We start from the raw sequence: 24,281 nt of genomic DNA, 5'->3' as shown, positions 1-24,281 counted from the left end.
AAGGGCGCAATGGCCCTCGCATTCCGTTTAGGAAAACGTTATCCTCAAAAGATCGTATTTCTAGGACAGTTCCGGCAAACAGGCTGCCGAACCACCACCAGGAGCCACCATGACCCTTACTCACCTCCCACCGGATGTCGAGGACAAACCACCCACCCTCGAGGTACCGGAAGGCGGCGAGATCCTCACATGGGGAAACAGCTGCATTCAGCTGCATATCCTCCATGGGGAGGACACGGCACCCCGCCTGCTCGCCCTTCATCACGCCAGCGAACCTGTTCCTGATCTCGCCGGATTGCGACGCTCAGCCCTGCCGTTGGTGGAACTGGCCCTGGCCGGGGATGGCCGCCATGGCACGGCCGGAAAACGGCATGTGGACGGCCGGGCCGCCCAGGGCTTGCGGCTCGCGGCAGTCGTCCGCAGCGAGTACGACGGCGGCAATCGCCTTCAGATTGACGCCCGCGACGGCGTATCCGGCGTCGAGGTTTCTGTCTTTTATGAGCTCTCCGACGGCTCCGCCGTCCTCCGGTGCTGGACAGAAGTACGGGCCGGAGCCACCGCCGTCGAGCTTGAATACATCTCTTCCCTGACCCTGTCCGGCCTCGGGCATGGAGCGGACTGGGAAGAGCGCTTTGGTCTGTGGGAAGCAGCCAACCCCTGGTCCGGGGAGTTCCGCTGGCGCCGTTCAACGCTGGCCGAACGCGGGCTCTACAACGTCGGGATGGTCCAGTACAACCAGGTAGGCTCCAAAAACCGGATTGTCACAACGTCAACAGGGGCGTGGTCCACGGGCGAACAGCTGCCCTTGGGGATCCTCGAGGATCTGCACTCAGGCCGTATGATCGGCTGGCAGGTGGAGAACAACGGGGCCTGGCATTATGAACTCGGAGACCGTTACGACGACGTCTACCTCACCGTTTCCGGGCCGACTGCCGAGGAACACCAGTGGGCGGTGACCCTGAACCCGGGTGAGCAATTCACAACCGTCCCGGCCGCCGTCGTCGTAGTCCCGGTTGGCGGCTTGGACGCCGTGGCCACCGAGCTGACGGCCTACCGGCGCCGGATCCGCCGGCCGCATACCGACAGCGTGCAGCTGCCGGTGATCTACAACGACTTCCTCAACTGCCTGATGTCCGATCCCACCACCGAGAAGGAGCTGCCACTCATCGCTGCCGCCTCGAAGCTGGGGGTGGAGGTTTTCTGCATCGACGCCGGCTGGTATGACGACGAAAACGGCGGCTGGTGGGACTCCGTGGGTGAGTGGGAGCCGTCCTTGAACCGGTTCCCCGGCGGCGGTCTTGGCGGCCTGATCGAAAAGATCCGCCAGGCCGGCATGAAGCCTGGCTTGTGGCTGGAACCTGAAGTGGTGGGAGCCCGTAGCCGGATGGCGGACCTGCTTCCTCCCGAGGCATTTTTCACCCGTCGGGGCAAAAGAATCAAGGAATGGGGCCGCTATCAGCTCGACCTCCGGCATCCGGCGGCGCGCGCCCACCTTGACCAGGTGGTGGACCGGCTTATGGCTGACTTCGACCTCGCTTACCTGAAGCTCGATTACAACATCGACATCGGCTCGGGAACGGACTCGACGGGCGCGGCCGGCGCAGGACTGCTTGAGCACAACAGGGCATTTCTGGAGTGGGTATCCACCGCAATGGACCGGCACCCCGGCCTCACCATTGAAGGATGTTCTGCCGGTGGTTCCAGGACCGACGGCGCTTCGGGAGCAGTTTTTCCCGTCCAGTCACTCACTGATCAGCAGGACTTCATCAAAACTCCTCCCATCTCTGCTGCCGCGGCCTTGGCGATTGCCCCTGAGCAGTCCGGGGTCTGGGCTTCAGTGGAAGGGAGCATGAACGCCGAGGAGTTGGCGTTCTCACTGAGCAGCGCATTGTTGGCGCGAGTCCACTTGGCGGGACATATCGACACGCTGAACGAGGCCCAGTTGGACGTGGTCAGTGAAGGGATTGAGGCCTACAAGAGGTTGCGGACCGGCATTGCGGCCTCGGAACCATCCTTCCCACTGGGATTGCCGGGATGGCGCGACCACTGGATCGCCCAGGGCGCCACGTTCCCGGGTATCGCAGCCGACGAGGACTCTCAGACCGACCGCTACCTCATTGCCCTCCACCGGCGTGGCGGCCTGGAAGAACAGCTGATCACACTCCCGTCCTGGCTCGGCCCGAACCCCTTGGTTTCGGTGGCGTACCCCAGCTGGGGATCGTCCGCCGTCGAAATCCTGCCGGGCGCTGCAGGCCAGTCCGCTGTGCTGAAAGTGACCATGCCCGAGGCCCCGAGTGCGCGGGTAATCGAGCTGCGGCCAGCCTAAGCAGGGTTCCCTTGCTCGTCCCCCGCATGACCGGCCCGCCCCCGACAGCCCTTGCCCAGCACGTGGCCTAACGAGCACGTGGTCACCGGCCGCTCTTGTCAGCCAGTGACCACGTGTGTTTGGGGGGCGGGATGAGCAGGCACCGTTTGCTGCAATTGCGCTACAAGGCGCTGTGGCGTGCACATGAATGCTAACCGCCCTCGAAGGCAGCCCTAATATGTCCGGACACCCCGCCCCGGCTTGTGTCAGACCCCGACCTAAGCCTGGCCTGTTGGAACGCGACCGTTAGGCCTTGATCTGCTGCTGCTGGCCGCCGGCCTGGATCTCGATCTTGCGCGGCTTGGCCTCCTCAAGGACCGGGATCCGCACCTTGAGCACACCGGCGTCATAACTGGCGTGTACGTGGTCCGTGTTCAAGGTTTCCCCGAGGACCAGCTGCCGGCTGAAGACCCCGCGCGGTCGCTCCGAAGCGACCATCTCCCTGCCTTCACCCACCGGGTCCTTGCGCTCGGCGCGGACCGTCAGGACGTTGCGTTCAACGTCGACGTCCACCGAATCGACCTCGACGCCGGGAAGATCCAGCGCAACCACAATTTCATCGCCTTCCCGCCAGACATCCATCGGCATCGCGGCGGGATGGGCTGTGGTGCCAAGCACCTGCTGAGCGAGCCGGTCCAGCTGCCGGAACGGGTCATTCAGCATCAACATCTCATACCTCCTTTTGATCCATATTTCTTAGACCGGATGTATATCCGCTGATACAGATTTTATAGCACCACACCATCGATCTCACAAGAGGCTGATACTCAGAGAACCGGTGAATTTACGCGTTTTTTCATGGATTCCCTAGGGATCAATGGACCACCCCTCCTGGTAATCCGGGTGGTTCATATAGACCGACGCCACGCACATAAGGACGTACTCGCTGGTGGCCCCAATCTGTGTCGGGATATCGGTAACGAGGGGCACATTGTCCAGGATTTTCCGCTTGGCGTTGCATTCCGCAAGGACCCGCGCGGGGTCGAACCAGCCCACAGCGCCATGGACCTCATCCCGGCTTTCGAGTCCCCGGCGGGCTTCTGCCTCTTCTTCTGCAATGCGTGCTTCCAGGAACTCGATGATGTCAGCCATACATTCATCCTTGCCCAAGTGGGCTCCAGGTCAAACAAACCCTCCTTCACCTCTCGCTCCCATTCCCCCAACCCTCCATCACCTCTCGTCGGCAGGATGACGAAACGTGAGCGAGCGTTTTGGGATTTAAGGGCGAAACGTGAGGGAGCGTTTGGGACTTAAGGGCGAAACGTGAGCGAGCGTCTGGGGTCTGCGCTCACGATCGGGCCCAGCGGTTCCTAGGACTAGGCGGCGGACGAACCGGCTGCCGCGGTGGAGTTCCGCAGGACGAGTTCGGGTTTGACGATTGATGATGCAGAGCCGTCGGCGCCCTCAACCGCCGCTGACAGCAGCTGGAAGGCCCGCGCCCCGAGGTCGCCGAAATCCTGCCGGACCGTGGTGAGCGAGGGCCTCCAGAGAGCAACATGGGGCTGATCGTCGAAGCCCATCACGGAGACGTCTTCCGGAATGCGGCGTCCACGATCCAGGAGGGCGCTGATGACGCCGATCGCGACGTCGTCGTTTCCGCAGAAGATTGCCGTGACGTCGTCCTGGTCCGCGAGGTCCAGGCCCAGCTTGTAGCCACTGGCAGGCTCCCAGGTGGCATGGAGCACGGGAGGAACAGGGGCTCCGGCAGCAGTAAGCGCGGATTTCCATCCTTGGGTGCGGCCCGAGTGCTTGCCCATGGTGGGAACGGCGACATGGTGGACCGTCTTGTGACCCAGTGAGAGAAGGTACTCCGTGGCATCCCGGCCCGCGCTGCGCTCATCCAGGAGCGCGCTGGGATTAGATCCGCTGCGACGGGTTCCGCCGCCAGCCACCACCATGGGCACTGACGACGGAAAGGCCTTCACCGCGGCAAGGCCCGGACGGTCAAACTCGAGGATAATGACGCCGGCTACGGGTTGCGAGAGGACGAGGTCTATGGCGGCGTTGACGGCAGTTTCGCTGTCCGATTCAACCACCGCAATGATGACCGAAAGTCCGGCTTTCCTCGCTGCGAGCTCGATGCCCTCGATGGTCTTGGCATAACCGTAATTTGACGTCGCGCCAGTCAGGACGGCAACCATCGACCGCTTACCCGATCTTGTGGCGCGGGCAGCACTGTTCGGCCGATATTCGAGGTCGTTTACGGCTTTCATCACGCGTTCGCGCAGTTCGGGTGCAACGTACTTGCTGCTCGTGAGCACACGGGAAACCGTCGGCACTGAAACGCCGGCAGCTTTGGCAACATCACTAAGGACCGGGACCCTGTTCTTTGCTTCCATACTCACTCCATCAGAGTAACGCGACATAAGCCCCTCAGGACCTAAATCGCGCCATTTGGGTAATCGTTTTCCCCTAAACCTGATCCTGCTCGCCGCAAAGCGCACGGCGAACCGCTTCGGGTCAACTCAGCACGCCCACAGCTCCAGGACACGGCGAATCCTCCGGTCGCCATCCGGTGCCATGTCCACGAGGGCAACACAGTCAAGTACGACGCCGTCACCGCGGTGGAAGCGCCTCTCACCCTGGCGGGTCACATGAGGGCGGTAATTTTGCAGCGTGTAGCCCGGAGTGGATACAACCGCCCCGAGGTTCCGGACCTCACGCACGAGGTTTTCGTGGAGCTCCTGGAGGCGGGAATCCGGCTCAACGAGGTTCACCTCCACCAACTGCCGCTGGCCGAACCCTGCCTCGTCCCCGATGGTAAGGCCTGTACCCAACGCTCTTTTCACCGGCCCTTCCACCTGTGCCACAACCCGGGCAACCACCTCATCGCTGCCTCCCGATTCCCCGCCCGCACGGGATCCGACGTCGAACTTTACGAGGGTGAGATGCAGCGGCCACCGCCCCCGGGGGAACTCGGAACCGCGGGTTACAGGCTCAAGGAAGGCGACCAGAATGAGGTTCTTCATGAGGCAAGTCTGGCAGCGGAAATTGGGCAACGGGGCAAGAGATGGGATTAGAATGGAAAACGGAACGGACACATGCCATGCAGTTAATCTGCAGAAATCGCGTCCCCCAGTGCCTCCGGCGTGTCCCCCATCGTGCCGGAGGCACTGCTGGTTTAAGCGCCGGAGGCGTTGGTTAAGAAGGGCCAGGAGGCAGTGCCGGTTTAGAAGGGCGCCAACCAGTCATGCAGGGCGGTAATGTTTGCACCGAACCATCTCTGCCCTTGCGGCTACCCCTTTGAAAGGCTCCTGGCTATGAGCATGCTCGGCACCAAGTGGAAACTGCACGGAACCGGAAAGTCGGTACGCCCCGGTGAGGTGGTGGCTCCGGAAGAACGGCTCACCTGGCCCCTGACCATCGGCGTGGGAATGCAGCACGTCGTTGCCATGTTCGGTGCGACGTTCCTAGTACCCATCCTCACGGGCATGCCGCCCGCCACAACTTTGCTCTTCTCGGGCATCGGCACGCTGCTATTCCTCGTCATCACCAAGGGCCGCGTTCCCAGCTACCTCGGCTCCAGCTTCGCGTTCATCGCCCCAATTGCGGCTTCCCAACAGCAGTACGGCGTGGGCGGCGCCCTGGGCGGCGTAGTGTTGGCCGGCGTCGGACTGGCAATTGTGGGTGCGGTGGTGCAGAAGTTCGGTGCAGGCTGGATCAACCGCCTGATGCCGCCCATCGTGACGGGCGCCATCGTAGCCTTGATCGGACTTAACCTGGCGCCGGCGGCCAAAAACAACTTCGACGCCGCTCCGGTCACGGCTGTAATCACCCTCGCCACCATCATCCTTGTGAGCGTGCTGTTCAAGGGGATCCTGGGCCGCCTGAGCATCCTGGTTGGAGTTGTTGTGGGTTATCTGGCGGCCATAACCCGGGGTGAAGTGAATTTCGCCAAGATGGACGCCGCGTCCTGGATCGGGCTGCCCACTCTTCAGACCCCTGAATTCCATCTGGGCGTGATTGGCCTGTTCGTTCCCGTGGTCCTGGTGCTGGTGGCCGAGAACATCGGGCACGTTAAGTCAGTGGCCGCCATGACCGGCCGCAATCTCGACGACGTCTCCGGCCGCGCGCTCATGGCTGACGGTGCCGCTACAGTTCTGGCAGGTTTCGGTGGTGGCTCGGGTACCACGACCTACGCGGAAAACATCGGTGTCATGGCAGCCACCAAGGTCTACTCGACTGCTGCGTACTGGGTGGCCGGCAGCTTCGCTATCCTGCTTAGCTTTTCGCCAAAATTCGGGGAACTCATCGCCACCGTTCCCGCAGGTGTCCTTGGTGGTGCTGCCACCATGCTGTACGGGATGATCGGCATCCTCGGAGTAAAAATCTGGGTGCAAAACAAGGTCAACTTCTCCAACCCCATCAACCTGACCACCGCGGCCGTCGCCCTTATCATCGGCATTGCCGACTACACCTGGACTCTTGGGGAGCTCACGTTCACCGGCATCGCCCTTGGGTCAGCGGCCGCCCTGATCATCTATCACGGCATGAAGGCGATTGCAGCGGCACGCGGAAGTGTGGCCGAACCGGAGACGGAACAATCGTCCGCAAAATCAGTGCTGCCGCCCGCTGCCAAGGTTGCAGCCGCGGCCGGACTAAAGCGCTCAGGGAAGAAGCGGCGTTAGGAGAAGTTCCAATCGCCGGAAATACGTCACACGATTGGGTCTTTTTGATTGGGCCGAACACGCCTAACGTGGGAACCAGCCAGCCGCCCGTCCGGGGCGGGCAGAACCACGGAGGATCCTGCTATGACATCGCATGTCGCCGACTGCAGCGTAACCAACTGCTCCTTCAACGACCATTCAGAGTGCAATGCGGCAGCCATTACGGTTGGCGGTAGTGAAGACCACGCTCTCTGCGCCACTTTCATTGATATTGGAGTCCATGGCGGCCTCCCGAAGGTACTCGCCGACGTCGGGGCCTGCCAGCGTACGGAATGCATCCATAACGAGCACCTGATGTGCCAGGCGCCTGAGGTTCACGTCGGGCCGGGCCGAGACAACGCCGATTGCCTAACGTACGCACACGCGTAAACCAGCAAGATCAGCCCATTATTCTGAACAGCCAGTGCCGGCCGCCCCTTGGGCGGCCGGCACTTTCTTGTTTCGAGCTTCCTAAGAAATCCGCTGCCTCCGCTAACGCAGCCTTCCGGCCGCCGTCTGCTTGGAGCTCGATTCTGCTTCTAGCCAGATTCTGCTTCTAGCCGGCGTCGAAGGTTTCCTTGTCATCGTCGCGGTCCTGCGGGGACTGCTCATCCGGAAGATCCGTTCCGCTTCCATCCGGGATCCCGGCCGCGTCCCGCTGAGGCTCGGAGGAAAAGGGGCGCCCCGCAGCGTCCTCGGTGTTGGTTTCGTCCATCTCCGCCTCCACGGAGGGGACAGCTGCGCCTGGATCGTCATAATCCGCTGAGTCATCCTCCCCCGACGGAGCGGGGAGCTGCTGCTCCGGCATTTCATCGGGATGGGCAGGAACAGGGTTGTCGAATCCGCCTGCGCCGCCGGGTCCTGCCGAGGATCCGGGTACAGGCTCGAAGCCCGGGTCAGTGCTTTCGGTTTCTGCCATCATCTGATCCTCCGTACCTCCGAAGCGGCCTGCTCCGGGCTCTCCTGCGCTGTCCTTGTCCTCAGTTCCGAACTGGCTCAAGTCCGGGGACTCCGCGGGGAACATCTCACCCTCGGGGCTGTCCTGGCTGAGTCCTGCGGCGTCGAAGACTTCTTCCTCCCGGGGTTGTGCAAACTGCTTGTTATCCCCAGGGGCCATTTCCTGCTCAGCCGTTGGGGTTCCGTAGCCCCCGGCTTCCTCCGTGACGCGATCGTTCTGGCTCTCCTCGTTCATTTCTTCCTCCTTGCTGGTCGGTTCTGAACTGGCCGGTTTGCCACCGGGGGTCCTTGGCTTGGCGGGCTCCGGATCGGGGTCCTTGGCTTGTCGGGCTCCGGATCGGGCTCGGGATCGGCGGGCTCGGGATCGGCGGGCTCCGGATCGGCGGGCTCCGGATCGGCGGCTCAGAGGCCTTTGCCGCCGGTAACCGGGAGCACGGCCCCGGAAATGTAGGAGCCTTGCTCGGAAGCCAGCAAAACGTAGGCCGCCGCAAGCTCTGCGGGCTGGCCCGCACGCTGGAGCGGCGTGTCTTGGCCGAAGGACGGCAGCTTGTCCGGCCACTCGGTCGCGGGAATCAGCGGAGTCCAAATGGGTCCGGGGGCAACGGCGTTCACCCGGATACCCTTTGGTCCCAGCTCCTGGGCCAAGGCCTTGGTGAAAGCCACCTGCGCACCCTTGGTCATGGCATAGTCGATCAGCTGGGGTGATGGATTAAAAGCCTGGATGGACGCGGTGGTAATGATCGATGCCCCTGGTTTCAGGTGCGGAACTGCCGCCCTGGCCGTCCACAGGAGCGAGTACAGATTGGTCTTGAAAACCCTGTCGAATTCTTCCGTTGGCAGGGATTCGAAGCTGTCCCGGTTCTTCTGGTAGGCAGCGTTGAGGACCACAACATCGAGCCGGCCGAACTCAGCCAGTGTGTCCTCCACGATCCGGGAGCTGAACTCCTCGCTCCTCCCGTCACCCGCCAGCAGCAGGGCCTTCCGGCCGGCTTTCCGGATCCACTCGGCAGTGTCCTGGGCGTCTTCCTCTTCCTCTGGAAGATAAGAGATCGCGACGTCGGCGCCCTCCCGCGCGAAAGCAATGGCCACAGCCTTGCCAATTCCGGAATCGCCCCCGGTGATCAGGGCTGCCTTTCCGCTGAGGAGGTCCTTGCCTTCATAGCTCAACTCGCCGTGATCCGGCTTGGGATCCATGGGGGCTGTGAGGCCTGGCTGCTCTTGCTCCTGCTGGGGGAAGGGCCCTGAGTGGTAGCCTCCCCGGGGGTCACGCGGCTGTTCTTGCTGCTTGCCTGCATCACTCATAGTCCACCTACCCAACGTGTCGGTTTTCTTCAGAGGCCGGTCGCACCCGGCTCTTCGAAACTATCCCAGCAATCTGGTCAAGTCCACATTTACCAGAAATTAGTCAGCAAACTTATTATTGCTTGAAATTGAAGGGGCTCAAGCCTAGGTTGAGAGTTAGAACCGCTTGGCGGCCAACAACAGTGCCGGAGGTGATGGCCATGACCGATCCCGAAGCCCAGCAACGCAGCGGCCGCAACGAAACTGTGGAAGAACAGATGGACCGGAACTGGATGGAGCTCATTCAGGAGCTCCGGGTCCTCCAGACGGGAGTCCAGATTCTCGCTGGGTTCCTGCTCACCCTCCCGTTCCAATCCCGGTTCGATTCCCTCGACGATTACCAGGTGGGCCTCTATCTCACCAACGTGGTCCTGGCCGCGCTTACCACCGCCGTCATCCTGCTCCCGGTCAGTGTGCACCGCCGTCTTTTCCGAAAGCGGCTCAAGGCCACGCTCGTGTCCAGTGCAGACAGGATCACCAAGGTGGCGCTGGGCGGCGTTGCCCTCCTCAGCGTGGGAACGTCGTCGCTGGTGTTTGACGTCGCCGCCGGCCGCAATGCGGGTATTGCCGCGGGAGCTGCACTGCTGGCCGTGCTGATCATCCTGCTGGTTTATGTTCCGATTCACCTTCACAGACAAGCTGAAAAGAGGTAGCTCCGCCGGTGGCAGAGCCGCACTACGAGACAGGCTCCCGACTCAGAAGGCGCCATCCCGTGTGCTTCACTCGGGCACTGGGCCCTGCCCGTCAGGCGCCTTCCAACACCTGGCTTGTGGCCCAGGTCAGGTATTTCGCTGCCTGAGCGACGGCGTCCTCAGGGCTTGGGGCAACATCCAGCAGTTGCGCTGCAGCCACCACGCCATGCTCGGCCAGCTCCTCAAGGGTCACCAGGATGCGGCCAGCCACCACAATGACAGGGATGCCCCGCTCATGGGCGGCGGCTGCCAGTGCAATGGGAGCCTTACCGGTCAACGACTGCGAGTCCATGGAGCCTTCACCGGTGATCACCAGGTCCGCTTCGGCCAGTTGTTTGGCCAGCCCGGTAAGGCCTGCCACCAGGGCAAACCCTCCTTCCAGCGCTGCATCACTGAACGCCAGGAACGACGCCGGGAACCCACCGGCTGCTCCCGCTCCGGGAATGTTGACGTCCCGGCCCGTGGTTTCGCGGAGGACGGAGGCCCAGTTCCGAAGGCCCGCATCGAGCTGCTCCACGGCATCGGCATCGGCGCCTTTCTGCGGCGCAAACACATGGGCGGCTCCCTCTGGGCCGTAGAGGGGGTTCCGGACATCCACGGCAATACGGAATTTGACCCGGCTCAAGCGGGGGTCGAGCTCAGTGGCGTCAACGGCAGCCACATCCACAAGTGATCCGCCGCCCAGGGGGACGATGTTGCCTGCTGGATCAAGCGGTTTGAGTCCGAGCGCACGCAAGGCACCGCTCCCGCCGTCGGTCATTGCTGAGCCGCCAAGACCCAACACGATCTCCGTTGCCCCCGCATCCAAGGCCGCGGCGACTAGCTGGCCGCAACCGTAGCTGTGAGCGCGCAGCGAGCCCTCCGGAGTGGGTTCAACGTGCGCAAGGCCTGAAGCCTGGGCTGTTTCGATGACTGCAGTTACTGCGCCGCTGGCGTCAGTCCGGAGCGCCCACGCTGCACCGATGGGAGCCAGAATGGGGCCGACAACGGCGTTTAGTCTTTCCTCGTAGCCGGCCGCCACTGCGGCCTCCAGGGTTCCCTCTCCGCCGTCGGCTATTGGAAACTGGGTTGCAACAGCGTCCGGATAGACCCGTAGCACTCCCTCGGCCATGGCGCCGGCGGCTTCAGCAGCGGTCAGCGATCCCTTGAACTTGTCCGGGGCAATAAGAATGCGCATGGGTCTATCCTGCCATCTAGGGTTGGAAAGCGTTTACCAAAAAGCTTTCGAATCATCTATGACTATTGGCAAAGTCAGGCAGACAGCAGCGTCAAGATCTGGCCGGACCCCGTCCCAACAGGTACAACTGAGTAATGAACACCTCACTTTTGGTGCTCGGCCCCATGATGCGGTTCGTCGATGAGACCTCCGCAAGTATATGGGTGGAAACCCGGACTTCGGCGAAGGTGTCCGTCCGTGCAGAGGACAAAGTCTGGGGAGCACGCACCTTCTCAGTTCATGGCCACCATTACGCGCTGGTGGAGGTTGAAGGGCTGGTGCCCGGGCAGGTTGTTTCCTACTCCCTCGAAATCAATGGGACACACGTCTGGCCCGATCCCTCGTCCGGATTCCCTTCCTCAAAAATTGCTGCGCTTAAGCCCGGCCAGCCTTTGCGGATGGCCTACGGCTCCTGCCGCACCAGCGTCCCGCACGACGAAGCCGGCAACCGGACCCACGGTGTCGACTCCTTGCGGGCCTATGCCTTAAGCATGGCAACACGGGCCCGCCAGCCGTGGCCTGACCTTGTGGCGTTCCTTGGGGACCAGGTCTACGCCGACTCCACCAGTGAGCAAATGCAGCAGTTTATCCGGGCCCGCCGCGACATCACTGAACCCCCTGGCGAGGAGCTCAAGGACTACGAAGAGTACGCTCACCTCTACTACCTGGCATGGTCAGACCCTGCTAACAGGTGGCTGCTGTCCACCCTGCCCAGCGCCATGATCTTCGACGACCACGACATCCGCGACGATTGGAATGCCTCGCTCAGCTGGAGAAAGAAAATGACCGCCGTCCCCTGGTGGCGCGAGCGCGTTGTGGCCGGGCTGACGGCTTACTGGGTCTACCAGCATCTCGGGAACCTGTCCCCGCAGGGGCGGGCAGAGGATCCTATCTGGCAGCGGGTTGCTGATCATCGGGGCGAGACCGAACTCGACCTAAGCGCCGAACTGGACAGTTTCGCGGCACGTGCCGATCAGGACCCGACTTCCTATCGCTGGAGCTTCAGCCGGGATTTCGGGGATACCCGGCTGATTGTGCTCGACTCCCGTGCCGCCCGGAATCTGGCGCCGGAGAACCGGGCCCTTCTTGTCGAGGCGGAAATGACATGGCTCGACAACCTCATGCGTGGCGGCTTTCGACACGTGCTGGTGGCCACGTCACTGCCTTTCCTGCTGCCGATGGGCCTGCATCACGTCGAGTCCTGGAATGAAGCCGTTTCTGAAGGCGCCTGGGGGAAACCAGCCGCCATTGCCGCCGAAAAGCTGCGGCAGACAGTCGATCTTGAGCACTGGGCCGCCTTCCAGAAAAGTTTCCACGAGGTGGCCGCCATGGTGACCGAAGTTGCCGACGGCGAACGCGGTCCCGCGCCGGAAACCGTCACTTTCATCTCCGGGGACGTTCACTTCTCCTATGTGGCGGAAGTGGAGCGATCCTCGGGCAGCCGGATCATCCAGGCTGTCTGCTCCCCTATCCGCAATCCGCTGCCACGGCTGCTGAGGTCCTTCACAGCTCTCACCTCCTATGGCCTGGCCACCCCTGTAGGTGGCTTGGTGGCGCGCTCGGCGAAGGTGCCGGATCCGCCCTTCCGCTGGTCCGGCGTCAAGGGTCCATGGTTCGTCAATAACCTGGCCTGCCTTGAAGTGGCCGACGAAGGGCTGAAGCTGTGGTGGCTGACCGGCGTCGTGGAGGGTGATGACCACCTGCACCCCCGGCTGGAACGAGTGGCCTCCCTTACGTTGGCTCCGCGCCGGGCAATGCGGGTCAGCTTGGAGCCCTGATAGCCAGCAACCGACCGTTAGCAATTCCCCGAAGGAGCCCGGCAAGGTGCTGGATACCAGGGCTGGCGGTCATCGTCCTTCGGTGAACCATGCCAACGCGGCGTCCCGGCACCGGATTGCCTACCGGAACAGCCACCACGTCCGCAGGCAAGGCAGGCCTGCCCAGACGGGGAACGAGCGCCACCACGGCCTTCTGCTCCACGAGAGCAATGTGGGTTGAGAAGTCCGGATCGTAGACCTGGATATCCGGGACGCGTCCCAGATCCGCAAAAATCCGTAGCAAGGCCTCGTTGCAGATGGCGCCATTCGGGGTGCTGATCCACCGCTCGTCCACCAGGTCGGCCGCTTCCACCTCGGACCGCCCGGCCAGGGGATGGCTGCGGTGAACCAGAAGGTCTGCAATGTCCTCACACAACCACTCGAGCACCAGGTGTTCGGGAATCACCAGGGGTACGGAGTTCCAGTCGTGGACGATGCCGAGGTCCGCTTCGCCACCAGCTACGCGCGCCACCGCTTCGCGCGGATCTTCGGCCAGCACGCTGACGTCGAGGTCCGTTCCGGAGGAGGCAAGCATACCGAGCATCGGCCCAACGAGGCCTCGGCAGGCCGTGGAGAAGGCCACCACCTTCAGCCGGCCATACGGCTTCCCCGGGTCGCTGAGCAGAGTGGACTGCAGCTCTTCCAGCTCGGAAAGAATGCGGCGTCCATATGCGGCCAGAGCCAGGCCCCGCTCTGTCAGCAGAACGCCGCGGCCCCGCCGCTCCAGTACGGAGAAGCCAGTCTGCTTCTCCAGCTTCTTGATCTGCTGGGATACCGCCGAAGGGCTGAAGCCCATCACGTCCGAGGCCGCGATCACGGAACCGTGTTGCTCAACAGCCGCCAGAGCCTGGAGAGATCCGATATCAATCATGAAGCAAATCTACACGATATTGCATATGAATCAACGCTTGTCCTTCATTCTTGTCTCTGCGAAAGTAAGGGGAACGGGGGCCTTCGCGATTCCATACCGCGTTCTGACCACGACCACACAAAGGACTGACCATGGCAATTACCTTGCCCACGAGCCTGACCTCCCTTGAGGACCTGCACCAGGCACAATCGCGCATCAGCACCACCTGCCTGCGCACGCCGGTCCTGCACGTCCCGCCTCATTCGGCTGGCGGCCGATCCCTGTGGATCAAAGCAGAATCCCTGCAATACACGGGCTCCTTCAAGCTTCGCGGTGCCACCAACGCAGTCGCCGCGCTCAACGAACGGGCGAAGTCTGCTGGCGTCATCGGATACTCCGCCGGCAACCATGGCCGAGGCCTGGCCCGCGCAGCCCGGCTCGCCGGGATCGCGGCGACGGTGGTGATGCCTGAGACCGCCCCTTCGACCAAGATCAACGGCACCAGGGTTGAAGGAGCCACTGTGATCCTCCGTCCCCCAACCGAGACCATGACTCACGCCAAACACCTTGCCGCAACCCACGGCCTCACAGTAATACCGCCCGACGACGACGCGCTGATTATAGCCGGCCAGGGAACGATCGGCCTCGAGCTGCTCGGGCAGATCGATGACCTCGACGTCGCCCTGGTGCCTGTCGGGGGCGGCGGCCTCATTTCAGGTGTCGCAGCGGCCATCAAAAGCCTCCGCCCACACATCCGGGTGATCGCCGTTGAGCCCGAGCTCGCCGGAGACCTGGCTGAGAGCTTCGCCGCCGGAGAACGCAAGAGGTGGACCAGGGAGCTGACCGGACGCACCATCGCCGATGGCCTCCGCTCCACAATGGTCGGGGACCTGCCGTGGGAACACATCCAGGCCCTCGTGGATGACGTCGTCACCGTTTCCGAAGAGTCGATAGTCGAGACCATGCGCTGGCTCGCCGAAACCACGAAACTCATCGTCGAACCCAGCGGTGCAGTCGCAGCCGCCGCCGTCCTCCAGCACTCCGCCCGACTCGGCACCGGAACCATCGCTGCAATCGCCACCGGCGGAAACATCGACCTTGAAAAGTTCGCTTCACTAATGGCTCCCTGAAGCGCCCACCTGCAACTACACCCCAGCGTCAACACCCTCGACGAGCTCAACAAGCTCCTCGGTGTAAAAGGAAAAACTATGAGTTCTAAACAGAAGGACAGGGTGGCCCTTGTCACCGGAGGCAACCGCGGCCTCGGCCTGGAAATAGCCCGTCAGCTAGCCGGGCACGGCCATCACGTGATTTTGGGTTCCCGGAACAAGCCCAGCGGCGAAAGCGCAGCAGCCGAGGTCCGCGGCGAAGGGGTCCTGGTCAACGCGGCGTCACCTGGTTACACGCGGACAGACATGAGCCCGAAAGCGACCCGAAGTGTTGAAGATGGCGCCGATACTCCCGTTTGGCTGGCCACCTTGCCCGAAGACGGCCCGTCGGGCGGCTACTTCTACGAGCGCTCACCCCTGCCGTGGTGACCACTTCACGGATCTAAAACAGGCGGGTTGCCCGTGAATGCGTGCGGCCACCCGTCCTAGCCAAAACCCCTCGCTTTCCCAACCCCCAACACAAGATCGGAACAAAACAATGACTAAAACCATCCCCGCCATTGACGGCGTACAGCCCGGAAGTGGGTCATACTCCCAGGTCGTCGAAGCCAGCGGGCTCGTCTTCCTCGCCGGCCAGGTAGGAAGCGTCGGAGGCCGGCCCGAGACGTATCCGGCCAACTTCGAAGCAGAAGTCCGGGCCACGTTCGCCAGCGTGGAAAAACTTCTTGTCGACGTCGGACTCGGACTTCAGGATGTCGTCCGGTGCGTCTGCTACCTCACCGACTGGGCAGACTTCGCCGAAATGGAAAAAATCTTCCGCGAAACCTTTTCCACCAACCCGCCGGTCAGAGCCACCGTCGGAGTCGCCAGCCTCGCCAGGGACTGCAAGTTCGAAGTCGAAGTCACCGCAAGCCGCTAGGCGCCAGGCACCAGGCAAGCCGCAAGGCACCGCCGGACGCTAGGCCAAAACAATCCTTTCAGAAGCGAGGAACATGACCACCCGCCACTCATTGCTCGCGGCCCTGGTCGCCGTCCTGTGGGGCCTGAACTTTGTCGCTATCGACCTGGGGCTTCACGCGAACGGCCGGGACGTTCCCCCATTGCTGTTCGTGGCAATGCGGTTTTTCCTGGTGGTGTTCCCCTGGATTCTTTTCATACGCAAGCCGGATGTCAGCTGGGCGGCCATTGTCGGCGTCGGACTCTTCATGAGCGCAGGTCAGTTTGGCCTCCTCTACCTGTCCATGGCACTGGGCATGCCGGCCGGACTGGCTTCCCTTGTGCTCCAGGCCCAGGTGCTTCTGACGGTGCTGCTTGCGGCCGTTTTCCTCCGCGAGCGCCCCAGCTGCCGCCAGTTGGCCGGGGTTGTCCTCGGCGTTGCGGGTCTGGCCATCGTGGCCGTTGGCCGGAGTTCGGTCGCTCCGCTGCTTCCCTTTATCATCGTGCTGGGTGCGGCACTTTCCTGGGCCGCCGGCAACGTGATCGCGCGTAAGGCCAAGGCGGCGTCGGGACTCGGCCTTGTGGTCTGGTCCGGTGCTGTGGTTCCGCTTCCCCTCATTGCTCTTTCGCTGGTCATCGATGGACCGGATGCCATTGCAGCTACCATGCTGGACCTCCAGGCCGGAACTGTGCTGAGTGCGATTTACACAGCGGTGTTCGCTTCCCTCGTGGGTTACGGAATCTGGAACTGGCTGCTCGCCAAATACCCGCCGTCGTCCGTGGTTCCCTTCACCCTGCTGGTGCCGGTCGTGGGGATGAGTGCTGCGTGGCTGGCTCTCCAGGAGGTGCCTTCGGCGACAGAACTCGCCGGAGGGCTGCTCCTGCTGGGAGGAGTTGCGACGGCGGTCCTGAACAGAGGCGGCGGACCGCCCACACCAAAGCAGGACGTTCCACAGCAGGTCCCGACGCCGGTTCCAGCCGAAATGACCGCCGGCGCCGAGCAAGTCACCCGTTGACGTCAGATCGAACCTCTGAAGGCCAGGCTGCTACTGGACAGGAGTATGGTTTGCAACAAATCCTTCTCGCGGTATTCAAGGCCTGATTTCAACCAAAGGAACCGAAATGGACACCACCCCATCGGAACCAACACGCACGCGCAAAGACGTCCCGGCCATTTTGGACATCGGCATCTCCCTGGATGGCTTCGTAGCCACCAATGACCAGGATCCCGCGGAGATCCATGATTGGATGTTCGGCCGCAAAACTGAGGCGGACGAGGCCTTTGCCCGGGACATCATGGACCGGGGATCAGTAATCATGGGCCGGAACACGTTCAACGTTTGCTATGACGGCAAGGCATGGGACGGCCCTGCGTGGCCGGTACCGATGTTCGTGGTGACCCATGAGGAGCGGGAGCCGTTGGACTGGGACGGTGTCCCCTATACCTTCATTTCAGGTCTGGAGGAGGCACTGACGGCGGCGACGGAGGCTTCCGACGGCCGTCCCGTGCAGATTATGGGTGGAGGGAAACTAGCCGCCGCCTACATCGCGTCGGGTCTTTTGGACGAGGTACGCCTTCATATCGCACCCGTCCTCATGGGCTCCGGTGTTCCGCTTTTCACCGCGGAGACCCCCGGTACGGTTCCCGGGAGGGTGACCGCGTTCGACGTCGTCAGCTCTGTCCAGACACCGGCGGCGACTCATCTTATACTCAAACCACGGAAAAACTGAGCCCCATCCCGGGCCTCGCTCCCCGCCAAAACAACTACTCAGTCAAGCAGCTATTCGTCGTGGCCTTGGTCGGCGCTCATCTGGTCTTCTGCAGGCGGGGTCTCTCCCGGGGGCACGCCTCCGCCGGGTTCAAGGCCTGTGATGTTTCCGTTCGCAGGATCGGGGTTGGCCGAGGCTCCTGGATCCTCACGGTCCGGTCTGGGATCGGCAGGTTCACGCCCCGGACGGTCGGGATTAGCCGGATCATTTTCAGGGTGATACGTACTCACGAAATGCCATCCTCTGCGGAACTCGTCAAGCGTTACGGGTTGGTGGGCTGCCAGCCTAGCCCCCGACAAGAAGCATCACAACACCAGGAGCATACAAGGCAAGGATCCATCACAAGCCACCCTCATGATGGCCACCCGCCTTGTCGAAGACGAGACGCGCGGGAGGGGGCCGTAGTAACGTGGGCCTTCCTGAACCGCTGTCCCGGAAGGGCAGCGACACCGGCCGCTGAGGCCCGGAACAAGGGGGTAGCGATGCACGAAGCCCGGACTGTCCGCCCGATTCAACAGGTCCACGCCGCGCCAGGTGCCGTCGAGCTCCTCCTGGTCCGCCACGGCGAGAGCCAGGGCAACGTAGCTGCAACGGTCGCCCGCCAACAGGGCGCGCACGTGATTGACGTGCCTGCCAGGGACGCCGACGTCGAGCTTTCCGCGACAGGACGCGAGCAGTCCTTGGCCCTGGGACGCCTGCTGGCGGGATTCCCCGAGGATCAACAGGCAACGTCCGTCTGGTCCTCGCCCTACGCCAGAGCACGGCAGACGGCGGAACTGGCGGTCAGGAGCGGTGGCTGGCGGGCGCCCGTGCTCGCCGACGAACGTTTACGTGACCGCGAGCTGGGCATCCTCGACATGCTGACCTCAGCCGGCGTGGAAGCCCGCCTTCCGGAGGAAGCGGCGCGGCGGCGTTGGCTGGGAAAGTTCTATTACAGGCCTCCCGGCGGCGAGTCGTGGGCCGACGTAGCGCTCCGGCTCCGGTCCCTCCTCGCCGATCTGGACCGCCAACACAGCGGGGGCCGCGTCATGCTCGTCTGCCACGACGCCGTGATCTTCCTGTTCCGCTACATCTTGGAAGGCCTGTCGGAACGGGAGATCCTCGATATCGCCGCCACATCTTCAGTCCTGAACGCGTCGTTGACGCGGTTCGTGCGCCCCGACGGTTTTGGCCCGTGGGCTTTGGAGAGCTTCAACTTAGCCGATCACCTGGTGAGCGGCGGCGTGCCCGTGACCGAACACGCTGGAGATACCAATGTCCACCCCCGCTGAAAGCCCGCGCCCCGAGCTGGTAACGCCTACCCTCCTGCGCAACTGGCCTCTCCCGGGAGGCGGTTCCAGCAAAGAGGATCGAGGCTCAGTGCTGGTAATCGGTGGCGCGCGCAAGACCCCTGGAGCGGCGCTCCTTGCGGGGCTTGCTGCTTTGCGCGCGGGAGCTGGACGGCTCACCCTTGGCGTGGCGGAGTCTGCCGCAACCCAACTGGCCATTGCCTTGCCGGAATCAGGAGTGGTGGGGCTGGCCGAAACACCTGCGGGTTCCGTCCGCGGGGACGGCGCAGGCGCCTTGGCAGGAACACTGCAGAAAGCTGCTGCGGTGTTGGTAGGTCCGGGCCTGGACGACGAAGAAGAAGCAGCCCGGCTCTTGAGGGAACTGCTTCGGCTTGAGGCTGAGGTGAACGGTCCGGAAGAGGACGACGGCGGAGCGTCCGGGGGCGAGGACGCCTCGCCTCCCACCATTGTCCTCGATGCTTACGCGCTCGGCTGTCTTCCGCCGATGGTGGATGAGCTAAGTCCTTGGGCAGGCCGCTTGATCCTGACGCCCAACACGAAAGAGGCCGGAATTCTCCTGGGCCGTGATGTGAAAGACCTGACCTCGGACGTAGCGGAAATTGCTGCAAAGTTCCAGGCCGTGGTCACGTGCCAAGGCGTGATTGCCGCTCCCGATGCCAAGCTTTGGGAGATCACCACCGGCTACGGCGGCCTGGGTACGTCTGGCAGTGGTGATGTGCTGGCAGGAGCCATCGCAGGGCTTAAGGCGCGTGGAACCACCTCGGCCCAGGCTGCCTGCTGGGGCACCCATCTCCATGCGGCGGCCGGAGACCGGCTCGCCAGCCGGCTGGGAAGCCTTGGTTATCTGGCCCGGGAGCTGGCTGACCAATTGCCCCCGCTGATGATGGAACTCGACACCTGACTCGCTACTAAGAGGGAATAGTTCCCGATTCCCGGAAGCCCTGCTCCGAGGCCTTGCTCCCGTCTTTCACCCGGTGCCACACTGGAATACAGCTGGGAAAACAGTTCAGATATGGAGGTTCCGCCATGGCAAATCTTCTCGATCGGGTTATGAAAAAGATCATGAGGCGCATCGATCTGGAGCCCAACAAGTCCGACCGCGAGACCCGCATGAACGCCAAAGCGGCAGGCCCATTCACCACGGGTGGGATGAAACACCGCGGCCGTTCCGGTAACCGGGCAGGCACAGGCCGGACGCACAAGGCAGGCCGCTGGACCAATATGCTCCACCGGGGGCACTGACGTCCCAATAAGTAGATTCCTTAGGGCTGGTGAACGGCTGGCTCGTGATTCCGGGCGCCACGAATGCGGGGGCGGTCAGCTTCCGGTTTCCTCCGGATGTTCACGCGCCCTCTTCGCCTCTGCGGTGGTGGGGTCGTCGTCGGGCACAAAATCGGGATCCAGTACGGGTGAAAGAGCGTCGGGAGGCAAGAACTTGTCTCCCGGCCCATCGGTCACGGGATCCTTATCAAGCCCGGGGGTTTCATCGGCTGGAATATCACTCATAAGCCCACGGTAGGCCCGCTGGATGCTCCTGTCGAGGAAGCTGCAGGGCTCACTTTCAGGGGCGCAGCACGGACGCAAAATGCCGATTCTCTTCTAGAATTGAAGCGGGGCCGACGGCAATACAGAGCCCCGGTGAGCGGGGTGCCTTCCCAGCTGCCGCCGGCCCTTGATTCGCAGCTTTACGTCTCAGCTGCGGGTTGGCCGGTGCCTGTTCGGCAGTTCGGCAGTAGGCTGCGGGTGATGCCGGGCGGCGTTGGTGGACGGAGGCCGATTCACTTTCCAGACCCGAAACCCGCCCGTACGGGCTTGGGAAATGTGGAATCACGACCACCCAACGGGCGTTCCGGATGCCGAGGGCGGGCAGTTGCGCATCATCCACCGGGTGGAGTCCGTGGACAGCGATCTCTTCACCTTTACGGAGACGACCTCAGAGCTCGGAGGGCCAGCACTCCGGACGGACCGCGCCACCCTGGACCGATTTTTCGGCCGCCTCGGTGCGCCGTTTCGATGGTTCCCTGCCCACTCGACGTTCGGCAGCATCGATCCGTCAGGGAACCGTCGAAACGGGCATGGAACTCTGGACTAATCGTAAGCATGCTGATAAAGCTGGAGGCAGAGGCCGAATCACGCTCGATCTATCGGCCGGATTGACATCAGGGTGAGGAGTTGATGATGGGCATCGGAGACGACATCAAGAAGGCAGCCGAAAACGCCATGAAGGACTTGGGAGGCACCGCCGATCCCGTCGACGACGCGCAGGTTCCTGAGCCCGGGCAGCGCGACGACGACATTCAGGTCCACTCCTCCATCAGTGAGGGGTCTAACGCCATGGATGACGAGGCCGACGACTATCCTCAACGCCAGGGGATGTCCGCTGGAGGTTTTGCTGAACCGGGGCAGTCCGGGCCCGGCCAATCCGGAGCAGGCAGCAGTCTTCCCGATACGCCGGAGCAGCCGCCTCCAGGCGCGCCGCCCGAGCGTCCGGCGACCCTGCCTGATGACAGCCCTCCCTTGGGAAATCCCGAGACTCCAAGCGGCCCGGCCGGTCTTCCCGATCCGGATCCGGAGGAACTTCGTGCAGACCCCTCGGAGGCTGACGGGGATCCAACGTCCAGCATGGGGAGGGGCTAGCCCTGCTTGGCCCGGAGCGCCGCGTAGTAGCCGGGAATAAGCTCAGGCCTGGACGGATCCTTCAGGGGAACGGTCTCAATGAACGTGGCGCCTTCCTCGAGCACTTCCCACTCCGAAGCGGGGAAGGCCCGTCGTCGCTCTCCTGCACCGAAATGCCCGGGCATTGGCAAGCCGCGTATGGCGCTTTCGAGTGGCGCCGGAATGGACCGGAGCGTTGCGCCGAGATGGGAAACGTAGTCGACGGGGTTGCCTTGGAAATCCGTTTCGGCAAGGAAGACGCGCCCCCGGCCACCAACCAGGACTCTGATATTCCGGGCGAGGGCGGCCTGGTCTGCCTCGTCGAGAACGTGGAGCACGCCGCGCAGGAAAACATTGACCTCTGGCGGACCTGCATCGGGCGGACCCGGGCTTCCCACATACGCTTCGGCCGCCACCATGCTGCCGGCTCGGGGACGGGTCATATCCATCGTCAAATAGGCGATGTTGGTGATACCCGTGGACTCGCTGCGCGCACGTTCCACGGCATGGGAAGAAATGTCCACTCCCACGGCTGCCGGAAAGTTACCCGCGAGCCAGCGCGTGAAAGTGCCGTTTCCGCAGCCGACGTCCAACACCGGAAGCGCGGGATCAAGGTGCTTTTTCAAGCTTCCTGCATAACCAAGGAGTTCATGGTCCCCGCCGGAGTCCCAAAGTACTTCACCCTGAGCCCCCGTGGCCTTAACACGCGCCCAATAGCGGTCCCACGCGACGCTGCGATCTTTGGGAGCACCAGCAGACAGCCATACCAGCCTGGGAACCAGCAGGTATTTCTTAAGCGCGGAGAGCATGGTCCAAATATAGATGCTTTCAATGGTCCGGCGCGGTTTATTGAGCGCTGTGGACGACGCGCCAGTTCACGCAATCCTGGTTGGAAGTGAACAATTCACCTTTTGGCGGCTGCTGTCGCCCTACAATGAACTGAACCAGAACCGGAGGGGGCGCGGGTGGTAAGACAATCAGCGGAGAAATTGCCCATGCCACGAACTGCCATCGTTGCCGACCACGACGCCGGAAGACTCGCCACCGTCGGAGCAGTGTTGAGCAGTGCCGGATACGCCATTGCAAGCGCGTCCGACCAACAGGCGCTTGCCAAGTTGCTGGCCGACCAGCCGGAGGCCAGCATCGTAGTGCTGGATCAATCCTTCGCGGAAGCTGCCACAACAGCCCCTATCCTCCTCCTCGTCGACCTGGCGGATGGTGTGGATGCGGCCTCAGGCAACTGGCATGCAGTGGCCGACTTTATCGTCAAGCCTCCATCTCCGCAGGAGCTTGTGTTCAGGGCCGATTCCATCATTCGCAGCGTCGCGGCAAGGTCAGAGGCGCGGCACCATGCCGAGCGGCTACGCGAAAGGCTTCGGGACGTCTCCGCGGCGATCCGCACCACCAACGATCCCCGATTAATTGCGGATCACGTTGTCAACGGTTTTGGTAAAACCTTCGAAGCCGACCGCGTACTTTTCACTACTTTCGAAGACCAGCGGGTTCCCCGGATCACCGCCCAGTGGAAGCGCAGAAACCTGCCTCCGCTCACCGAGGGCCTGGAGGGATGCCAGGCCGCTGCGCACCGTCTGGCGGACCGGTTGTGGGCTGAAGGTGACGTCCTCATCGTCGATGATCACAGCACCCACGAGTGGGATGCGGAAGATCTCGGGTTACGCGACTGGATGAGCGCAATGAATCCCCGGACTTCAGCGCTGATTCCGGTCGGCGAAGGAAACTCATCGCTGGGCCTCATCTGGATCACCCAGCTCGACTCGCCGCGTTTCTGGTCGCGGACCGAAATTTCCATGATCCAGCACGTCGCAGGAAACGTCGCCTACGGCCTGATCCAGGGACACCTGATCAGTGGCCAACAGCAGGTCCTCCGGCAGTTACAGCAGCTGGATCAGGCCAAGACGGATTTTCTTGCCACCGTGAATCACGAACTAAGAACACCGCTGACCTCCATCACCGCCTACCTGGACATGATCCGGGATGGATCAGGCGGAAAACTCCCCGACGAGGTCAACCGGATGCTGGACATCATCGTCAGAAACTCGGAGCGTCTCCGGAGGCTGATCGAGGACATGCTGGCTGTTTCCAGACCTGACTATGAAGCCACCGGACTCCACCTGGCACCTTCCCGGGTGGGCCACACGTTGAGGATCATCACAGCGGCCCTGCGTCCCCTCGCAGAGCAGCGGCAGGTGGACATCTCCCTGGACCTTGACCGCAGGGACCCAGATGTCATGGCTGACGAAGTGCAACTGGAGCAGGTCTTCACCAACCTGGTGTCCAATGCCATCAAGTTCACCCCCCGCGGGGGAAAGATTTCGGTCGGAAACACCTACAGCGATGACGACGACGGAAACCCATGGGTGACTGTCCAGGTGACGGACACCGGGGTGGGGGTTCCCGACGAGGAAATCCCTCATTTGTTCACACGCTTTTACCGGGCGTCCAACGCCACGGCCGGTGCTGTACCCGGCAGCGGTCTGGGCCTTGCGATAGCTCACGACATCGTCGAACGTCACAAAGGCACAATGGACGTCCGTTCCAAATTAGGAGAAGGGACCACTATCGAAGTGAGACTTCCCCTGACCGGGCCTTAAGCAAAACTGCCCCCGGATTAGTCATC

At 62.7% G+C, this 24,281-nt stretch carries 27 protein-coding genes; 16 read left to right on the top strand and 11 right to left on the bottom strand.

Annotated elements, in window-relative coordinates:
- Positions 1–109 precede the first annotated feature (109 nt).
- Positions 110–2,326 (top strand): glycoside hydrolase family 36 protein, encoded by a 2,217-nt coding sequence (locus M1D88_RS00395; RefSeq protein WP_458112658.1) that lies wholly within the window; start codon positions 110–112, stop codon positions 2,324–2,326.
- Between the two features lie 285 nt (positions 2,327–2,611).
- Here M1D88_RS00395 and M1D88_RS00390 read toward each other — a convergent pair whose 3' ends face one another.
- From M1D88_RS00390 to M1D88_RS00375, 4 genes are all read right to left on the bottom strand, one after another.
- Positions 2,612–3,034 (bottom strand): Hsp20/alpha crystallin family protein, encoded by a 423-nt coding sequence (locus M1D88_RS00390; RefSeq protein ID WP_458112657.1) that lies wholly within the window; start codon positions 3,032–3,034, stop codon positions 2,612–2,614.
- Between the two features lie 138 nt (positions 3,035–3,172).
- Positions 3,173–3,457 (bottom strand): DUF6221 family protein, encoded by a 285-nt coding sequence (locus M1D88_RS00385; protein WP_458112656.1) that lies wholly within the window; start codon positions 3,455–3,457, stop codon positions 3,173–3,175.
- Positions 3,458–3,681: 224 nt separating this feature from the next.
- Positions 3,682–4,704, bottom strand: coding sequence for a LacI family DNA-binding transcriptional regulator (locus M1D88_RS00380; protein ID WP_458112655.1), 1,023 nt, complete (start codon positions 4,702–4,704; stop codon positions 3,682–3,684).
- A 126-nt stretch (positions 4,705–4,830) separates the two neighbouring features.
- Entirely contained in the window at positions 4,831–5,334 is a 504-nt protein-coding gene (locus M1D88_RS00375) for a 2'-5' RNA ligase family protein (RefSeq protein ID WP_458112654.1), read from the bottom strand.
- A 291-nt stretch (positions 5,335–5,625) separates the two neighbouring features.
- Here M1D88_RS00375 and M1D88_RS00370 point away from each other — a divergent pair, with 291 nt between their 5' ends.
- On the top strand, positions 5,626–6,993 hold the full coding sequence (locus M1D88_RS00370; RefSeq protein ID WP_458112653.1) for a uracil-xanthine permease family protein: 1,368 nt from the start codon (positions 5,626–5,628) through the stop codon (positions 6,991–6,993).
- A gap of 123 nt (positions 6,994–7,116) precedes the next feature.
- A complete protein-coding gene (locus M1D88_RS00365) occupies positions 7,117–7,401 on the top strand; it encodes a DUF1540 domain-containing protein (RefSeq protein WP_458112652.1) in 285 nt (94 codons plus the stop codon).
- A 166-nt stretch (positions 7,402–7,567) separates the two neighbouring features.
- Here M1D88_RS00365 and M1D88_RS00360 read toward each other — a convergent pair whose 3' ends face one another.
- Positions 7,568–8,203, bottom strand: a complete 636-nt coding sequence (locus M1D88_RS00360; protein WP_458112651.1) for a hypothetical protein — start codon at positions 8,201–8,203, stop codon at positions 7,568–7,570.
- 167 nt (positions 8,204–8,370) lie between these two features.
- Positions 8,371–9,270: an SDR family oxidoreductase gene (locus M1D88_RS00355; protein ID WP_458112650.1), complete on the bottom strand. Its 900-nt coding sequence runs from the start codon at positions 9,268–9,270 to the stop codon at positions 8,371–8,373.
- 200 nt (positions 9,271–9,470) lie between these two features.
- On the opposite strand from M1D88_RS00355, the gene M1D88_RS00350 reads away from it, so the two are divergent.
- Positions 9,471–9,962 carry a DUF6328 family protein gene (locus M1D88_RS00350; protein WP_458112649.1) on the top strand — a complete coding sequence of 164 codons (492 nt, stop codon included), beginning with the start codon at positions 9,471–9,473 and terminating at the stop codon, positions 9,960–9,962.
- Positions 9,963–10,053: 91 nt separating this feature from the next.
- Here M1D88_RS00350 and M1D88_RS00345 read toward each other — a convergent pair whose 3' ends face one another.
- Entirely contained in the window at positions 10,054–11,178 is a 1,125-nt protein-coding gene (locus M1D88_RS00345; protein WP_458112648.1) for a glycerate kinase, read from the bottom strand.
- A 134-nt stretch (positions 11,179–11,312) separates the two neighbouring features.
- On the opposite strand from M1D88_RS00345, the gene M1D88_RS00340 reads away from it, so the two are divergent.
- A complete protein-coding gene (locus tag M1D88_RS00340) occupies positions 11,313–12,995 on the top strand; it encodes an alkaline phosphatase D family protein (protein WP_458112647.1) in 1,683 nt (560 codons plus the stop codon).
- On the opposite strand, the gene M1D88_RS00335 is transcribed toward M1D88_RS00340, so the two are convergent.
- Positions 12,979–13,905, bottom strand: a complete 927-nt coding sequence (locus M1D88_RS00335; protein WP_458112646.1) for a LysR family transcriptional regulator — start codon at positions 13,903–13,905, stop codon at positions 12,979–12,981. The two genes, M1D88_RS00340 and M1D88_RS00335, sit on opposite strands and share 17 nt — an antisense overlap.
- A gap of 131 nt (positions 13,906–14,036) precedes the next feature.
- On the opposite strand from M1D88_RS00335, the gene M1D88_RS00330 reads away from it, so the two are divergent.
- The 5 genes from M1D88_RS00330 (at position 14,037) to M1D88_RS00310 (ending at position 17,660) form a co-directional block, all read left to right on the top strand.
- The gene (locus M1D88_RS00330) at positions 14,037–15,014 is read left to right on the top strand and encodes a threonine ammonia-lyase (RefSeq protein ID WP_458112645.1); all 978 of its coding nucleotides are present in this window, start codon (positions 14,037–14,039) and stop codon (positions 15,012–15,014) included.
- Between the two features lie 78 nt (positions 15,015–15,092).
- Positions 15,093–15,422 carry an SDR family NAD(P)-dependent oxidoreductase gene (locus M1D88_RS00325; RefSeq protein ID WP_458112644.1) on the top strand — a complete coding sequence of 110 codons (330 nt, stop codon included), beginning with the start codon at positions 15,093–15,095 and terminating at the stop codon, positions 15,420–15,422.
- Between the two features lie 109 nt (positions 15,423–15,531).
- Positions 15,532–15,912 carry a RidA family protein gene (locus tag M1D88_RS00320; RefSeq protein ID WP_458112643.1) on the top strand — a complete coding sequence of 127 codons (381 nt, stop codon included), beginning with the start codon at positions 15,532–15,534 and terminating at the stop codon, positions 15,910–15,912.
- Positions 15,913–15,985: 73 nt separating this feature from the next.
- Positions 15,986–16,945: an EamA family transporter gene (locus M1D88_RS00315; RefSeq protein WP_458112642.1), complete on the top strand. Its 960-nt coding sequence runs from the start codon at positions 15,986–15,988 to the stop codon at positions 16,943–16,945.
- A 106-nt stretch (positions 16,946–17,051) separates the two neighbouring features.
- Positions 17,052–17,660, top strand: coding sequence for a dihydrofolate reductase family protein (locus M1D88_RS00310; protein ID WP_458112641.1), 609 nt, complete (start codon positions 17,052–17,054; stop codon positions 17,658–17,660).
- Positions 17,661–17,710: 50 nt separating this feature from the next.
- On the opposite strand, the gene M1D88_RS00305 is transcribed toward M1D88_RS00310, so the two are convergent.
- The gene (locus tag M1D88_RS00305; RefSeq protein ID WP_458112640.1) at positions 17,711–17,929 is read right to left on the bottom strand and encodes a DUF6480 family protein; all 219 of its coding nucleotides are present in this window, start codon (positions 17,927–17,929) and stop codon (positions 17,711–17,713) included.
- Positions 17,930–18,181: 252 nt separating this feature from the next.
- Between M1D88_RS00305 and M1D88_RS00300 the strand changes: the two genes are divergently transcribed.
- The 3 genes from M1D88_RS00300 (at position 18,182) to M1D88_RS00290 (ending at position 20,230) form a co-directional block, all read left to right on the top strand.
- Positions 18,182–18,970 (top strand): histidine phosphatase family protein, encoded by a 789-nt coding sequence (locus tag M1D88_RS00300; protein ID WP_458112639.1) that lies wholly within the window; start codon positions 18,182–18,184, stop codon positions 18,968–18,970.
- On the top strand, positions 18,954–19,889 hold the full coding sequence (locus M1D88_RS00295; RefSeq protein WP_458112638.1) for an NAD(P)H-hydrate dehydratase: 936 nt from the start codon (positions 18,954–18,956) through the stop codon (positions 19,887–19,889). The genes M1D88_RS00300 and M1D88_RS00295 overlap by 17 nt, the downstream gene beginning before the upstream one ends.
- A 125-nt stretch (positions 19,890–20,014) precedes the next feature.
- Positions 20,015–20,230 (top strand): hypothetical protein, encoded by a 216-nt coding sequence (locus M1D88_RS00290; protein ID WP_458112637.1) that lies wholly within the window; start codon positions 20,015–20,017, stop codon positions 20,228–20,230.
- Between the two features lie 75 nt (positions 20,231–20,305).
- Here the strand turns inward: M1D88_RS00290 and M1D88_RS00285 are convergent, their stop codons facing one another.
- Positions 20,306–20,494, bottom strand: coding sequence for a hypothetical protein (locus M1D88_RS00285; protein ID WP_458112636.1), 189 nt, complete (start codon positions 20,492–20,494; stop codon positions 20,306–20,308).
- A gap of 313 nt (positions 20,495–20,807) precedes the next feature.
- Between M1D88_RS00285 and M1D88_RS00280 the strand changes: the two genes are divergently transcribed.
- Both M1D88_RS00280 and M1D88_RS00275 read left to right on the top strand, forming a co-directional pair.
- Complete coding sequence (locus M1D88_RS00280; protein WP_458112635.1) at positions 20,808–21,080, top strand: hypothetical protein; 273 nt, start codon at positions 20,808–20,810, stop codon at positions 21,078–21,080.
- A gap of 83 nt (positions 21,081–21,163) precedes the next feature.
- Entirely contained in the window at positions 21,164–21,625 is a 462-nt protein-coding gene (locus M1D88_RS00275) for a hypothetical protein (RefSeq protein ID WP_458112634.1), read from the top strand.
- Here the strand turns inward: M1D88_RS00275 and M1D88_RS00270 are convergent.
- A complete protein-coding gene (locus tag M1D88_RS00270; protein WP_458112633.1) occupies positions 21,622–22,452 on the bottom strand; it encodes a class I SAM-dependent methyltransferase in 831 nt (276 codons plus the stop codon). The two genes, M1D88_RS00275 and M1D88_RS00270, sit on opposite strands and share 4 nt — an antisense overlap.
- A gap of 186 nt (positions 22,453–22,638) precedes the next feature.
- Between M1D88_RS00270 and M1D88_RS00265 the strand changes: the two genes are divergently transcribed.
- On the top strand, positions 22,639–24,255 hold the full coding sequence (locus tag M1D88_RS00265; protein WP_458112632.1) for an ATP-binding protein: 1,617 nt from the start codon (positions 22,639–22,641) through the stop codon (positions 24,253–24,255).
- Positions 24,256–24,281: the final 26 nt, after the last annotated feature.

This window comes from Arthrobacter sp. R1-13, assembly GCF_054161475.1.
This window is presented reverse-complemented; position numbering and strand designations above follow the sequence as displayed.